Origin of the sequence: Gordonia sp. i37, assembly GCF_002043085.1 — a bacterium.
Lineage (GTDB): Bacteria > Actinomycetota > Actinomycetes > Mycobacteriales > Mycobacteriaceae > Gordonia > Gordonia polyisoprenivorans.
Genome location: NZ_MVPX01000420.1, coordinates 1 through 13,556 on the forward strand (window position 1 = coordinate 1; position 13,556 = coordinate 13,556).

A 13,556-nucleotide genomic window follows, 5' to 3' on the forward strand; every position below is an offset into this window, starting at 1 on the left:
GCCCGCCGACACCCCGAATCGACGCTCGAGACTCTCGGCGAGGGCGCGCAGTCGCTCGACCCGACGCGCGACGAGCACGACGTCGTGGCCGTTCCTGGCGAACCGTTCGGCAAAGCCCTTGCCAATACCCGAGCTGGCGCCGGTGACCAGCGCCGTCGGCGCATCTGCGCTCACAGCTCCCGCTTCCCGGAGACAGCGTGCAGTCACACACATCCCCAATTTCTGGACAAATGACTCGTTCGGCTGGCGACGCTGCCGCAGAATTCTCGAGTTTCATCGACGTAAACACTGAAACGGCCCACTTGCGGCGTCGACTTCCCGCACTCTTAATGGGAGTAACCGGGACATTAGTCCAGACTCTGGAGTCCGGCAAGGTTTCGGCGTCCACCACGCCACGGCGCCGGTGATAATTGACCCGCACACCGACAGGGGGACCAGGCATGCAGATCACGCCGACAGGACCGGACATTGTCGAGGGACTGCCCTCGCTGCGGGTCCGCAAGACCGCGGTGGCCTGCGGATACGCCGCACAGGGACTCGGTTACGCCGCGGTCATGACGGCGTTGCCGACCTTCCAGGACACCTGGGGAATCGACGACCAGGGCGTCGCGGTGATCCTGCTCGGCACGTGCGTCATGGCCGGAATCGGCTCGGTGGCCGCCGACCTGATCTCGGTACGCCGGGGCAGCCGGGTCGCGGTCTGCACCGCCCTGACGGTGCAGGTGGCGGCGATTGCGACGATGGCCTTCGCGCCCGTGTTCGCCGCGTTCATCGCGGCGGTGGTGGTCTACGGCATCGGCCTGGGCACCATGGACGCCGCCGCGAACATGCAGGGCACCATGCTCGAAGCCCGCACGGCCACACCCCATCTCGGACGCTTCTATGCCGCCTATACCGCAGCGGCCGCCCTCGGTGCGCTGGCCATGAGCGCTTTCCTGTCCACCGCGGCGGGCGCGATCGGAGCGCTGCTGACCGCCGGCGCGATCCAACTCGCGGTTGCGGTGTTCGGCGTCGTCGGCCTCGATCCGTCCCGGGAGGCGGTCCACGCCCAGCGTGATACCGAGCAGTCACCCGCGCCGGATGCGGAGCGAATTGCGTTGCCGCGCCGCGCGATCTGGCTCGTCGGTGCCACGCTGATGGCGATCTACATGCTCGACTCCGCGGTGTCGACGTGGAGCACCGTCTACCTCACCAACGCCTTCGACAACCTCGCCCACCTCGCCCCGCTGGGGTATGCGCTCTATCAGGTCACCACCCTGCTGTCGCGCCTGGTGACCGACCGCCTGGAAATACGGGTGGGCATCACCTGTCTGGCCCTGGCAGCGATCGGCATCGGCGTCGCCGGCTGTGTGGTGATCGCCGCCGTCCCGGCCTTCGCCGGGGCGATCGTGGGCCTGGCCATCGCCGGCATCGGCGGCGGCATCCTGATCCCCGTGACCTTCGCCGCGGCCGGACGCATCCTGCCCGCACGCCGGGACGAGGTCATCGCACGGGTGAACCTCTTCAACTACGCGGGCGTCATCCTGGGCGCGGTGATCATCGGCGCCATCGCATCGGGCTCCGGGATCGGTCTCGGGTTCCTGATCCCCGCGGCCGGTCTCGTCGCGGTCATCCCACTGGCGCGACGCATCGACTCGACGCGCTGGCGTCCGGCCCCGAGCGCGGTGTGATGACCAGCCACCAGACCACCGAGCGGGGCGTCCGCGGACGCAGCCGTCAGCGTCGGCAGAAGCTGCTCGACGCGACCATCGAGATCATGGCCGAACAGGGGCTCGCCGCCGTCACCCACCGGGCGGTGGCCGCCGCGGCCGGGTTACCGGCCTCGTCGACGAGCTACTTCTTCGAATCGATCGACGAGCTCATGGCCGAAGCGGTGACCGAGGCGATGGACCGCGAGGTCGCCCGGCTCGGCGCACTCGAGGGCGCGTTCGGTGACGGTCCCGCGTCGGCGGGCCGGTTGATCGGCAGCTTCGTCGACTTCATCCGCAGCGAACACGACCCGCACACCGTCGCCCAGTTCGAAATCTACCTCTACGCCTCGCGCAAGCCGGAGCTGCGCGAACGGGTCGTCACGATCATCGAGGCCACCCGCGAGATCGCCCGCCGAGCGCTGAATGCCGCAGGTGTCGAGAACCCGCTGGCCGCCGACGCCATGCTCGCGATGATCGACGGATTCTCGCTGCATCGCATCGCCGATCCCGACAGCACCGACGTCGAGGGCCTACTCCTCGGTCTCCGCGCGCTCCTCGTCGGGCTGTCGGCGCTCGAGGTGGTCGGCGATTCCGATCCTCCGGGTCAGCGCTGATCAAGACCCTCCGGGTCAGCGCTGATCAAGACCCTCCGGGTCAGCGCTGATCCAGGTACGCCCGGATCATGTCCTCCAACTCGGCCAGCAACGCCGTGTCCGGGGTGGTCGCACCGTCCTCACCCACCGCACTGAACGCCTCGTGCATCACCGCGTCGGCCGCGGCGAACACGGTGCGCGCCACCGTCATATCGCATCCGGTCAGTCCACACGCCTGCATCAGCTCACACACCTTGACCGCCATCCGTGCCTTGTGCGCACGGCTGGGTCCACCGGGCAGCCGCGCGATGGACCGCACGATCTGCACGCTGCGTTCGTCGGTGTAGATCCCCGCGATGTGACCGATCACCTCGGCGACCGGGTCGGCGATCTCCTCGACCTCGATGCGATCGATGACGTCGTCCATCAGGTTCTCGATGCGCTCGTGGTAGCGGGCGACGAGGGCGGCGGCGATCGCGTCACGGTCGGGCAGATACTGATGCAGGGCGCCGACCGAGAGCCCCGCCTCCTCGGCCACCCTGGTCAGGGTCAGCGCGTCGACACCCTCGCGCACCGCGATCCGGTCGGCGGCCGCGAGGGCCTTGCTGACCTTCTCGCGTGATCGCGACTGGGTGGGCGTGCGCTTCAGGGGTACCGACGAAAGATCGTCTGTCGGCGGAGCGGCCGGAGCCGGCTCGTCTGGAGCGGAATACACCGGCCCACCATATCCGCCGAACGTCGAGCGACACACAACCAAACTTGACTTTGGTTTTCCGTCCACTCACGCTGTTGTGCGTGACAGTCGACACCACCGTTCTGCGCGAACGCGTCGCCGCAATGTCCCGCCACCTCGGCGAACGCGGGCTCTTCATCGGTACCGCGGGCAACGTCAGTGCCCGGGTCGACGGGGTGGTGGCCATCACCGCATCCGGGATCGATCTCACCTCCGCAGACGCCGACGAGGTCACCGTCGTCGACCTCGACGGCGCGGTACTCGACGGTCATCTGTCGCCGAGTTCCGAGGTGGATCTGCATCTCGGGGTGTACCGGCAGCCGCAGTTCGCGGGCCTGTCCGGGGGGGTGCACACCCACTCCCGATTCGCGACGGCGCTGTCCATCGTGTGCACCGAGTTGCCGGTGATCCACTATCAACAGCTCTCCCTGGGCGGATCGCTGCGTGTCGCGCCGTTCGAGACCTTCGGCACCCCCGAGCTCGCCACGGCGGTGCACTCGGCGCTGAGCGGACGCCTCGCGGCACTGATGGCCAATCATGGTGCGGTGGCTCTCGGCAACGATCTCGCCGCCGCCGCCGACAACGCGCTGCTCCTCGAGTGGTTGTGTGAGATCTATTGGCGCGCACATGCCATCGGTGCGCCCCGTACTCTGAACGAGTCCCAGCAGCACGGCGTCATCGAGCATGCGCTGCGCATCGGATACGGCGGCACGAAGGAGATCGGATGACCGCAACACCCGGGCGTCAACTGGCCACCGGTCGCACCGCCGACATCTTCGAGTGGGGTCCCGACCGGGTCGTCAAGGTGTTCACCGGGGCCCTCGACGACGCCGCCATCGCCACCGAGGTCCGCGATTCGATCGAGGCGAATACGTTGGGCATCACCCCGATTCGCTGTCACGGCACCGCTGCGCTCGACGACGGGCGGGTCGGAATCGTCTTCGATCGTCTCCACGGGGTGGCCCTCACCACCGTCGCCGAACGACGCCCCTACCGCATCCCGGCGGTGGCCCGGATGCTCGCCGCCGAGCACGCCCGCATCCACGCCGCCCGCAGCGACGTCTTCCCCGATGTGCGGGAGGTGGCCGTCTCGCTGCTCGACACCGCTCCGTTGTCCGACCTCGACGACCCCGAACGCGACGTGCTGCGCCGTCGAATCCGCGCACTGCCGAGTGGTGATTCGGTGCTGCACCTGGACTTCCATCCGCTCAACGTGTTCGAACACGACGGCGGACTGGCCACGATCGACTGGCAGTCGGCAGCGCTCGGCGACCCCGCCGCCGACGTCGCCGCGACGTCCTTGCTGTTCACCGAAGCCGAATTGTTCCCCGGTATCTCGGCGCTGCAACGCGTTGTCTACCAATCGGTTCGGCGGGTGATGTTGCGGTTCTACCTCGCCGAATACCGACGCCGCACCGGGATCGGAGCCGAGCGGATCGCGCCGTGGATGACCACGGCCCGCATCCTGCGCCTGGGTTGGCTCAACGTCGAGAGCGAACGTACCGACCTACTCGCCCGCATCCGGGCCGACCTCGGCGGGACCGATCCTTCCGGGACCGGCCGATGAGTCCCGCACCTCGGTTGCGGCGCAACGACTTCGGCGGTCGCACGACGACGGTCGATGTTCTGGTCATCGGTGGCGGCATCACCGGTGCGGCGATCGCCTATGAAGCGGCGAGCCGCGGACTCGACGTCGCGCTCGTCGAACGGTCCGATTTCGGCGGTGCGACGTCGGCGGCGACGGGCAAACTGATCCACGGCGGACTGCGATACCTCAAGCAGTTCGATATCCGGCTGGTGCGCGAATCCCTGGCGGAGCGGCGGACCCTGATGTCGATCGCCCCGAACCTGGTCTCACCGATCCCGATGGTGCTGCCCGATCCCGGCATCGTCGAACGCCTCGGACTGACTACCTACGACCTCCTCTCGGCCGACCGCAACCGGATCGGCGATCCCACCAAACACATTCCGCGCCATCGCATTCTCGATCACGACGAGCTCGCCGCGCGCGGCCTGGCCGACCTGCATTCCGGCGCCCTGTTCCACGACGCGATGATGGCCTTCCCCGAACGCCTCACCCTGGCCTTCCTGCGCAGTGCCGCCGAGCACGGGGCCCTTGTCGCCAATGGTGTTGCGGTGCAGACGATCATCGGTGGCGGTGGACGTGTGGTCGGGGCGCACATCTGCGATCGGCTGACCGGGGAGGTCGGTGAGGTGCGCGCCCGCGTCACCGTCAACGCGACCGGGCCGTGGGCGCGCGACGTGCTGGCGGCCAGTCCGCTCACCGAAACCCTCGCCGGACCACCGCCGACGGTCCGGTCCGAAGGCATCTATCTCGTCACCCGTGAACTGTCGACGACGATGGTGCTCACCGTTTCCGGGCACGGACATTTCAGTTTCGCGCCGTGGCGTGGGCTCTCACTGATCGGGCCGACCGAGACCCCGTACCGGGGCGCGGTCGAGGACTGGCGACTGACGCGCGCGTCGATCGAGACCTTCCTCGACGCGATCAACTCCGCATCGATGGTCCCGGTCCGGCTCGATCTCGACGACGTCGTCGCGGCCTACGGCGGCTTGCGACCACTGACCGAGCAGAACGGCGAGGACACCTACAACGCCAGTCGCGCTTCGGAACTCGTCGACCACCGCAGGGACGGACTCGCCGGCATCGTCACCGCGACGGGCGGCAAGTACACCAATTCGCGGGCCTTCGCACAGAAGGCGGTCACCACGCTGAGCGAGCGTGAGGGACTGTCGGTACGCCGGAGTTCCAGCGTGTCAACACTTCTCGCGGGCTGCCTACCCACCGGCGAGCACGTCCGGCAGGCCGGCGGGCTCGATGCACGGACGGTCGCGATCGTCGAGCAGATCTTTGGCAGCGACGCCGACGACGTGCTGGCGACGGCCATCGAGCGCCCGGACCTGGCGCGCACGGTCACCCACGACGGCATCCCCCTCGCGGCCGTGGCCCACTCCGCGCGACACGAATCGCCACGCACCCTGCTCGATCTGCTGCTGCGACGCACCGGCATCGGGACCGTGGGTCGGCCCGCCGACGACGACCTCACCGAGATGGCACAGATCGCCGGCGCCGAGCTCGGATGGGACGCGGCGCGAATCACCCGTGAGATCACCGATGCGCGCGCCGGCCTGGGCGTCCCGGTGGATTGACCGGGTCGTCGGGAATAGGCCCTGGTGGGTCGGCCTTGACAGGTATATGAGTACACACGAGATCACTCTCGAGAACTTCGGAGCCACCGTCGAACAGGACGGCATCGTGCTCCTCGATTTCTGGGCCGGCTGGTGCGGGCCCTGCCGCCAATTCGCGCCGGTCTTCGACAAGGCCGCCCAAGCCCACCCCGACATCACCTTCGGCAAGATCGACACCGAGGCGCAGCAGCAGCTCGCCGGGAGCCTGGGTATCCGTTCGATCCCCACGCTGATGGCCTTCCGCGACGGCGTCCTCGTCTTCAATCAGCCCGGCGCGCTACCCGCAGCGCAGTTCGAGCAACTCATCGACGCCGTGGAGGGCCTCGACATGGACGAGGTCCGCGCCGAGATCGCGAAGTCGGAGTCGGATCAGACCTCGTCCTGACCCCATCAAGCGGTCGGGGACCCACCCGGCTCGAGGTAGGCGACGATGGCGTCGGCGAGTCCGCGACGCGCGACGTCGAGGTCGCTGTAGCTGCCGAGTTGTTTCTCCGAGACCACCCCCCGCATTGCGCCGGGTAAGAAGGCGGCCACCGCCGTCACACGCTGTGGGTCGATCGTGAGATCGCCGAATGCGTTCTGGCAGGCGGTGTTCCACTGCGGCGCCCACGAGCGCAGTTCGGTGGCGGTCTGCGGGTAGAGGCGTTCGAGTTCTGCGGACTCGCGCGGCAGAGCGGCGCGCAGGGTCTCGATCGCGCGCGAGTCCGGCGCGGTGAGTCCCTCGTACATCAGGTCGACGATGGCGTGAACACGCTCGCGCAGCGAGGTGTGGTGGTCGAAGGCGCGCACCGGTAGGGTGCCCCGGCGCTCCGCGGTACGGCGCAACACCGCCGCCCAGAGCCCGTCGATGTCGCCGAACTGGTATTTGACCGCTCCCCAGGTCGCCCCGATGTCCTTGGCGATGCGGTTGCCCGAGACCGATCCCGGATCACCGGTGGCCAACGACGCCACCGCGGCGTCGAGCATCGCGTCGCGTGTGGCCTGTCCCCGCTTGTTGGGGCGACGCACCGCAGCCTCTGTCATGACCTGGAGCCTACTGCGCGAGTCTTTTCGTAGAACCCTTTTGTATTTTTTCGGAGAGGGTTCTACTTTTCTGGTGGGAACATCGCTCGCGACAGCCCGCGGGCGAGGCGAACTGCCGGAAGGACCCGAGGTGGCCAAGACTCCGTTGTCGATGGAACCGACCGGCTGGTTCCAGGTCGCGTGGTCGGCGGAGATCGAGGTCGGCGCGGTTGTCCGGATGACCTATTTCGGCCAGGAGATGGTCGCGTGGCGGTCGGCGTCGGGCCGGGTCTCGGTCTTCGACGCCTACTGCGAACATCTCGGCGCCCACCTCGGATACGGCGGACATGTCGAGGGCGAGAACCTCGAGTGCCCGTTTCACGGCTGGCAGTGGAACAGCGAAGGGCGCAACGTGTGCATCCCGTACGAGGCGCGCCCGAACAAGGGCCGCCGTATCCGTAGTCACCCGGTCGTCGAGCGCAACGAGTCGATCTGGATCTGGTACGACAAGCACGGTCGCGCACCGTATTTCGAGGTGCCCGACATCTTCACCGCGTTCGGGGACCACGCCGACGCCGCGCGCCGCTACTATCCGCCGGTGCCGGCGGCGATCCGCTGTTGGCGCGGGCTCGAGCTGCACCCGCAGTACGTGCTGGAGAACGGCGTCGATTTCGCGCATTTCCTCTTCGTGCACAAGACACCGTTCATGCCGGAGTTCACCCGGCACGACTTCGACGGCCCGGTGTCCTATGTCGACTTCACCATCGCGTTCGAGGAGGGTAAGACCCTCGAGAATGCCGGCAGCGGAGTCTATTCCATCAACGCCGGGCTCGGCTGCTCGGTGACGAGGTCCTGGGGCATGATCGAGAACCGGACGATGCCCGCGGTCACCCCGGTCGACGAGCACACCTGCGACGTCCGGTTCACCGTGTGGATCGGCCGCAAACCCGGCGAGGAGAACGCCACCGGGATGACCCCCTACGGGCAGACGATGGCCGACCTGGTCATCGAGCAGTTCGCCGCCGACGTCGAGATCTGGTCGCACCAGCGCTACTCTGACCCACCGGCGTTGTCCCGCAAGGAGTTCGCCGGGTTCACCGCCCTTCGACGCTGGGCTGAGCAGTTCTACCCCGACGGCGAGGATCTGGGAACCGACCCACGCATGCCGCACAGTGGGGCCATCGTTCCGTTGCATCCGTCCGCGCACGTGACCAACGCCTGATCCCCGACACCACACCACGGCGAGAGGTAATCCCGATGAGCCTTCCCATCCGCGTATTCCAGGTCGCCACCGGCAATCTGGGCACCGAGACCATCGGCCGCATCCAGCGCCACCCGGATCTCGAGCTCGTCGGGCTGCACTGCTACACCGAGGACAAGATCGGCCGCGACGCCGGTGAGATCGTCGGGATGGAACCGATCGGAGTGCGCGCCACCGGGTCCGTCGCGGAGATCATCGCCGCGCGCCCGGACGTGGTGACCTTTCACGGTGTCTTCCCCGACGAAGACCTCTACGTGGCGGTCCTCGAAGCGGGGATCGACGTCGTGACCACCGCCGACTGGATCACCGGCTACCACCGCGACACCAACCACCCGCATCCATCGGGGCGACGCGTCAGCGAGGTGATCGCCGATGCCTGCGCACGTGGCGGGGCAACCTTCTACGGGACCGGGATGAATCCGGGGCTTTGTCAGATCCTCGGCATCGTCAATTCCGCCGACGTCGCCGACATCGAGAACATCACCGTCACCGAGTCGGTCGACGTGTCCTGCCATCACTCCGCGCAGACCTGGCGAGAAGTGGGTTACGGCCTGCCCGTGGATGATCCGCGTCTGCCGGACATGTTGTACAAATACACCGCGGTCTTCGCCGACTCGGTGTATCTGATGGCCGACGCCTTCGACCTCCCACTCGACGAGGTCACGTTCGGCTATGAGCTCGGCGCCTGCACCAAGGACGTCGATCTCGGCTGGTATCAGCTACCGAAGGGATCGTTGGGCGGCAGCTACATCCGGTATCAGGGCATGGTCGGCGGGGTCCCGCGTGTGGAGTCCCACCTCGAGTGGCAGATGACGCCGCACACCGATCCCTCGTGGGACATCAAGGGCTGCTACCTGACTCAGATCCAGGGCGATCCCTGTGTCTACAACAAGCACATGATCTTCCCGCGGCCCGGCGTCGATCTCTCCGATCCGCAGAATTTCGCGTCGATCGGGATGACGGTCACCGGAATGCCCGCGCTGCATGCGATCCGCGCGGTCGTTGCCGCGCCGCCCGGTATCGTCACCAGCGCCGACCTGCCTCTGCGTGCGTTCGCCGGACGCTTCGCCTGGTGAGAGCCTCGCGCGCAGGCATCGTCAGACAAGCGACATGCCCCGATCCTCACCGAGGATCGGGGCATGTCGCGTGATGTTCTACTTGACGCCGCTGAAGATGTACTGCAGCACAGCGAGCACGGTGTCGTTGGATTGGATCGCGTTCCACAAGATGTTGTCGATCATGATGGCTCCCCCTTTCACGTGAGACAGGACCACAGAATACAGAACAAACCTGACAGTTGAACCCCGGACTGTAACGGTAGGGACGCGATCGTGTCGTCACCAATCGGGGCCTTCCCGTTCCGGACGTACACCGTGGTAGATCCCACGCCGCACGATGACCGGCCAGAGCACCCTCTCGACCGCCCACGCGGGGAACCGGAACGCGCGGCCGTTCGGCGCGAACACCTGCAGACCGTCGCTCTGCGGGCCGAGAACCGACCCCCACTGTCGGGGTGGCGGCCGATAGGTCCGCAGCCGGCCGCCCCGTAGGTGGGCACGGACGTTGTGGGCGACCAGCCGGTCGGCGCGATTGCGTGCCGACGACCTCAGCGGATCGGTGGCGGCGACGTCGCCGACAGCGAAGATGTTCGGATACAACGGGTTCTGCAGGGTCGGCGTCACCTGCACGAAGCCGTCGTCGTCGAGCAGCGCAGTCGGCAGTCCGTCGGTGTTGGGGGCGGTGCGGCCGACCGCCCACACCACGAGGTCGGCCTGCGCCGGGGGCTGGCCGGTGGACCAGTGCACGGTGCCTGCGTCGAGTCGGGTCGTGTCGACGTCGTCGAGGACGGCGCGATGGTCGGGGTGCAGTCGAACACCAGCGCGTTCGAGACGTTCACCGACGGTGCGCCAGGTGCGCGGATGATGCGTCCGCAACGGCGATGGACCGGGAAAATACAAGTCCACCTTGGTATCCGGGCTGTGGGCGGCAATGTTGGCGGCCGCACTGACCGCCGACGCCCCGCCGCCGACGACGATCACCGAACGCGCCTGGCGGACCTGCCGATGATGGTCGGCCAATTCCGCGGACACCTGCTTCTCGTCGCGGAACCGGGTGGTCCGCCAGAACCCGTTGGTGACGCCGGTCGCGATGACCAGGGCATCATACGACTCGTCGAGGGTCGTGCCGTCGGGCCGGGCGACGGTGAGTCGCCGCACGTCGGGGTCCAGTGACGTGATGCGTCCGTGCACGATCGTCGCGGCGTCGAGCGCGCGATATCGCCGGTAGGGCAACGCATATTCGTGTGCCCACGCCTCGGGACGGGTCAACCGCATGCCGAGTTCCTGCCCGCTGATCAGACCCGGTGCGACGGTGATCCCGACGACGTCGGCGCGACGTGCGAGGTGGATCGCAGTGAGGGTGCCGGTGTCGCCGAGCCCGGCGATCACCACCCGTGGTCTGCTCACGCCGGATCGGTCTGCACGGTCGGTCGTGGTGGCCAGGGCACGAACTTCGACACCCGGCCGATCACTCTCGCATAGTCGGGGCGCCGGTCGAGGCTGCGCCGTTCCATCATCGGAATGCTGGCGCCGAGGAACATCGCCAGCATCACCACCGCGCCGGCGAACATCCACCACGCGTCGGAAGGAGCTGCCGCCACCCCGAACAACGCCAGCGACAACCAGAATCCGAACTCGCCGAAGTAGTTCGGGTGTCGCGACCACGACCACACCCCGCGATCCATGACCGCTCCGGCCGGGGCCGTCGCAACGAACGCATGCAGTTGACGATCGGCGACGGTCTCGAGACCAAGTGCGGCCACCCCGACCACCAGCGCGACCGCGGTCAGCCACGGCACCTCGGTATCCGGTTGGCGTACCGCGATGTATGCGGGCATCAGCGCGAGAAACACCTGCAGCGTCGGGATCAGATGAATCGCGGTGAGATCGACGACGACCTCGGCACGTCCGGCCTGATCGCGCAACATCGGGTACCGCCAGTCTTCATGATGGAGCCCGGGAAACCCCCTGGCCCAGTTGACCGTCAGGCGGACCGACCATGCCACGACCAGCGCGGTGAGCAGCCAGCAGTGCACCGCCGCGATTCCCGCGTCGCCCTCGACCCACCACCACACCACCAGCAATGGCGGGATCACGCTCCAATATGCGTCGTAGAAGCTCGAATTGTGTTGTGCCCGACTGAAGATGAAGACCACCAGCGTCGCGAGGACGTCGGCGATCAATGCGTTCAGCCATGGCATCGACAGGTGCGGACCCCACAAGAGCCAGACCAGACCGACCACGATGGCGATGGTGTAGGCGATTCCGATACGCAGGAAGCCGGCTGATCGAGTCATCGGTCTGATCGTACGGGTCGACGGTCACGTGTACGGGTGAAATCGCCATCGCCCGATTCCCCTACAGATCGACATGCACCCCGGTGAGCTTCTCCGCGCACTCCCACAGCTGCCGACCCAGCACGGGGTCGGTGGCCTTCTCGGCCAACGGGATCTGGACCGGCGGACCGCTGAAACCCATGGCGCCACGCGGGCCGTAGTACTGACCGCCGAGCACCGCCGGATCGGTGGCGGCACGCACGGTGATGAGCGCCCCACCGGAGGGCTCCATGATGAAGGTGCGCCGCAGCCAGCGCAGTGACGGTGTGGTGAACAGCCACTGCAGGAGTGCGTTCTGATCGCGCATGACACCGGACTGTGTGGCACCGGGATGCGCGGCCACCGACAACGCGCGCTGCCCGGCGTGGGTGAGTCGCCGCTGCAATTCGACCGCGTACACCAGCTGCGCGAACTTGGCGCGGGAATATGCACGCGCGGCGGTGAACCCGCGGTCCATGGTCAGGTCGTCGAAGTCGATGAGGCCTGCGCGATACACCTTGGAACCGACCGTCACGAAGCGCCCGGCCTCGGCGGCGGTCACCGCGCCGAGCAGCAAACCGTTGAATGCGTAGTGGCCGAGGAAGTTGGTGCCGAAGTCCATCTCGAAGCCGTCCACGGTGAGTTCGCGACGCTGGCGCATCAGGCCCGCATTGTCGACCACGAGGTCGATGACCGGGTACTCGGCACAGAGCTTCTCCGCACATTCCCGTACCGACGCAAGATCACTGAGGTCCAGGCGAGCGATGTCGAGGTCGGCGTCGGGCACGCTTGCCGCGATGGTGTCACGAGCCTCGGCGGCGGAGCGCGGGTTGCGGCAGGCCAACACCACTCGCGCACCCAATCCGGCGAGCTGACGTGCGGTTTCCAACCCGATCCCGGAGTTGGCGCCGGTCACCACCGCCACCCGCCCGTGTTGCGAGGGGGCGTCCGCCAGACCCCAACCTTTACCGCTCATCGTTGCCCCTCCTGACCTGTTTTGTGCCCTTTGGGTATCACACAGCGGAAATGTCGGTGTCGGATGGGCGGTGCCGACGCGATGGCGACAGAATGTGGAGGTGCCCACCGAGCGCGTACCCCCGTCGCCGTCGCGTGTCGCGCGAGTGCGGTCGGCACTCGCGTACGCGGTCGTGGCTCTGTGCGTCGTGCTCGGGCTCGCGGCCTGCGCGGGCACCCATGACGCGGCGCAACCCCCGGTGCCCGTGGCACCCGCCGGACTCCGGATTCAGCGCATCGACTACCCGGTGCCCCACCCCGATCCGACTCAGAACTGGATGGACCTGTATCTCCCCGACCATCAACACCTGAGCCGGATACCGCTGGTGATCCTGATCCACGGTGGTGGATGGGGCAAGACCATCGGCGCAGGCAGCTTCAACGTCTTCGCCGCCAGCGTCGCCGACCGCGGAGTGGCGGTACTCAACGTCGAGTACCGGCGTGTGGGCAGCGGCGGTGGCTGGCCGACCACATTCTCCGACGTCGCCGCCGCCGTCAATGACATCCCGGCCGTGGCCCGGGACTACCCGATCATCGATACACGACGATCCGTGGTGGTCGGTCACTCTGCAGGCGCCCAGCTCGCGGTGTGGACCGCCACCCGCGATTACCGCAGCGTCGACGCTCTCGGTGTACCGGTGAGATATCGGCCCGCGGTGGCGATGTCGATCGCCGGGCC

At 67.5% G+C, this 13,556-nt stretch carries 15 protein-coding genes; 9 read left to right on the top strand and 6 right to left on the bottom strand.

Annotation, left to right across the window (positions count from 1 at the left end):
* A partial coding sequence (locus tag B1964_RS20890; RefSeq protein WP_139765817.1) for an SDR family NAD(P)-dependent oxidoreductase occupies positions 1-213 on the bottom strand: 213 nt, incomplete at its 3' end.
* Positions 214-440: 227 nt separating this feature from the next.
* Here B1964_RS20890 and B1964_RS20895 point away from each other — a divergent pair.
* Complete coding sequence (locus tag B1964_RS20895) at positions 441-1,670, top strand: MFS transporter (protein ID WP_079931138.1); 1,230 nt, start codon at positions 441-443, stop codon at positions 1,668-1,670.
* Positions 1,670-2,305 carry a TetR family transcriptional regulator gene (locus B1964_RS20900; RefSeq protein WP_006369975.1) on the top strand — a complete coding sequence of 212 codons (636 nt, stop codon included), beginning with the start codon at positions 1,670-1,672 and terminating at the stop codon, positions 2,303-2,305. The genes B1964_RS20895 and B1964_RS20900 overlap by 1 nt, the downstream gene beginning before the upstream one ends.
* Positions 2,306-2,345: 40 nt before the next feature.
* Here the strand turns inward: B1964_RS20900 and B1964_RS20905 are convergent, their stop codons facing one another.
* The gene (locus B1964_RS20905; protein ID WP_006369976.1) at positions 2,346-2,999 is read right to left on the bottom strand and encodes a helix-turn-helix domain-containing protein; all 654 of its coding nucleotides are present in this window, start codon (positions 2,997-2,999) and stop codon (positions 2,346-2,348) included.
* A gap of 80 nt (positions 3,000-3,079) precedes the next feature.
* Between B1964_RS20905 and B1964_RS20910 the strand changes: the two genes are divergently transcribed.
* From B1964_RS20910 to trxA, 4 genes are read left to right on the top strand one after another with little or no spacing between them, the layout of a single operon-like run.
* Positions 3,080-3,745: a class II aldolase/adducin family protein gene (locus B1964_RS20910; RefSeq protein ID WP_079931139.1), complete on the top strand. Its 666-nt coding sequence runs from the start codon at positions 3,080-3,082 to the stop codon at positions 3,743-3,745.
* Positions 3,742-4,584 (top strand): aminoglycoside phosphotransferase family protein, encoded by an 843-nt coding sequence (locus tag B1964_RS20915; RefSeq protein WP_079931140.1) that lies wholly within the window; start codon positions 3,742-3,744, stop codon positions 4,582-4,584. The genes B1964_RS20910 and B1964_RS20915 overlap by 4 nt, the downstream gene beginning before the upstream one ends.
* The gene (locus B1964_RS20920) at positions 4,581-6,188 is read left to right on the top strand and encodes an FAD-dependent oxidoreductase (RefSeq protein ID WP_079931141.1); all 1,608 of its coding nucleotides are present in this window, start codon (positions 4,581-4,583) and stop codon (positions 6,186-6,188) included. The genes B1964_RS20915 and B1964_RS20920 overlap by 4 nt, the downstream gene beginning before the upstream one ends.
* Before the next feature lie 46 nt (positions 6,189-6,234).
* A complete protein-coding gene (gene trxA / locus B1964_RS20925; RefSeq protein WP_079931142.1) occupies positions 6,235-6,612 on the top strand; it encodes a thioredoxin in 378 nt (125 codons plus the stop codon).
* A 5-nt stretch (positions 6,613-6,617) separates the two neighbouring features.
* Here trxA and B1964_RS20930 read toward each other — a convergent pair whose 3' ends face one another.
* Entirely contained in the window at positions 6,618-7,250 is a 633-nt protein-coding gene (locus B1964_RS20930) for a TetR/AcrR family transcriptional regulator (RefSeq protein ID WP_079931143.1), read from the bottom strand.
* Between the two features lie 130 nt (positions 7,251-7,380).
* Here B1964_RS20930 and B1964_RS20935 point away from each other — a divergent pair, with 130 nt between their 5' ends.
* Both B1964_RS20935 and B1964_RS20940 read left to right on the top strand, forming a co-directional pair.
* A complete protein-coding gene (locus tag B1964_RS20935) occupies positions 7,381-8,451 on the top strand; it encodes a Rieske 2Fe-2S domain-containing protein (protein WP_079931148.1) in 1,071 nt (356 codons plus the stop codon).
* Between the two features lie 35 nt (positions 8,452-8,486).
* Positions 8,487-9,566 (top strand): dihydrodipicolinate reductase, encoded by a 1,080-nt coding sequence (locus tag B1964_RS20940; RefSeq protein ID WP_079931144.1) that lies wholly within the window; start codon positions 8,487-8,489, stop codon positions 9,564-9,566.
* Between the two features lie 261 nt (positions 9,567-9,827).
* Here B1964_RS20940 and B1964_RS20945 read toward each other — a convergent pair whose 3' ends face one another.
* The 3 genes from B1964_RS20945 to B1964_RS20955 all read right to left on the bottom strand — a co-directional run bounded on the left by B1964_RS20945 (position 9,828) and on the right by B1964_RS20955 (position 12,839).
* Positions 9,828-10,955, bottom strand: a complete 1,128-nt coding sequence (locus tag B1964_RS20945) for an FAD-dependent oxidoreductase (protein ID WP_079931145.1) — start codon at positions 10,953-10,955, stop codon at positions 9,828-9,830.
* Positions 10,952-11,845, bottom strand: a complete 894-nt coding sequence (locus B1964_RS20950; RefSeq protein WP_079931146.1) for a DUF1295 domain-containing protein — start codon at positions 11,843-11,845, stop codon at positions 10,952-10,954. The genes B1964_RS20945 and B1964_RS20950 overlap by 4 nt, the downstream gene beginning before the upstream one ends.
* A gap of 61 nt (positions 11,846-11,906) precedes the next feature.
* Entirely contained in the window at positions 11,907-12,839 is a 933-nt protein-coding gene (locus tag B1964_RS20955) for an oxidoreductase (protein ID WP_079931147.1), read from the bottom strand.
* 100 nt (positions 12,840-12,939) lie between these two features.
* On the opposite strand from B1964_RS20955, the gene B1964_RS20960 reads away from it, so the two are divergent.
* Positions 12,940-13,556, top strand: a 617-nt coding sequence (locus tag B1964_RS20960; protein WP_253194105.1) for an alpha/beta hydrolase, incomplete at its 3' end; no start/stop codon positions are given.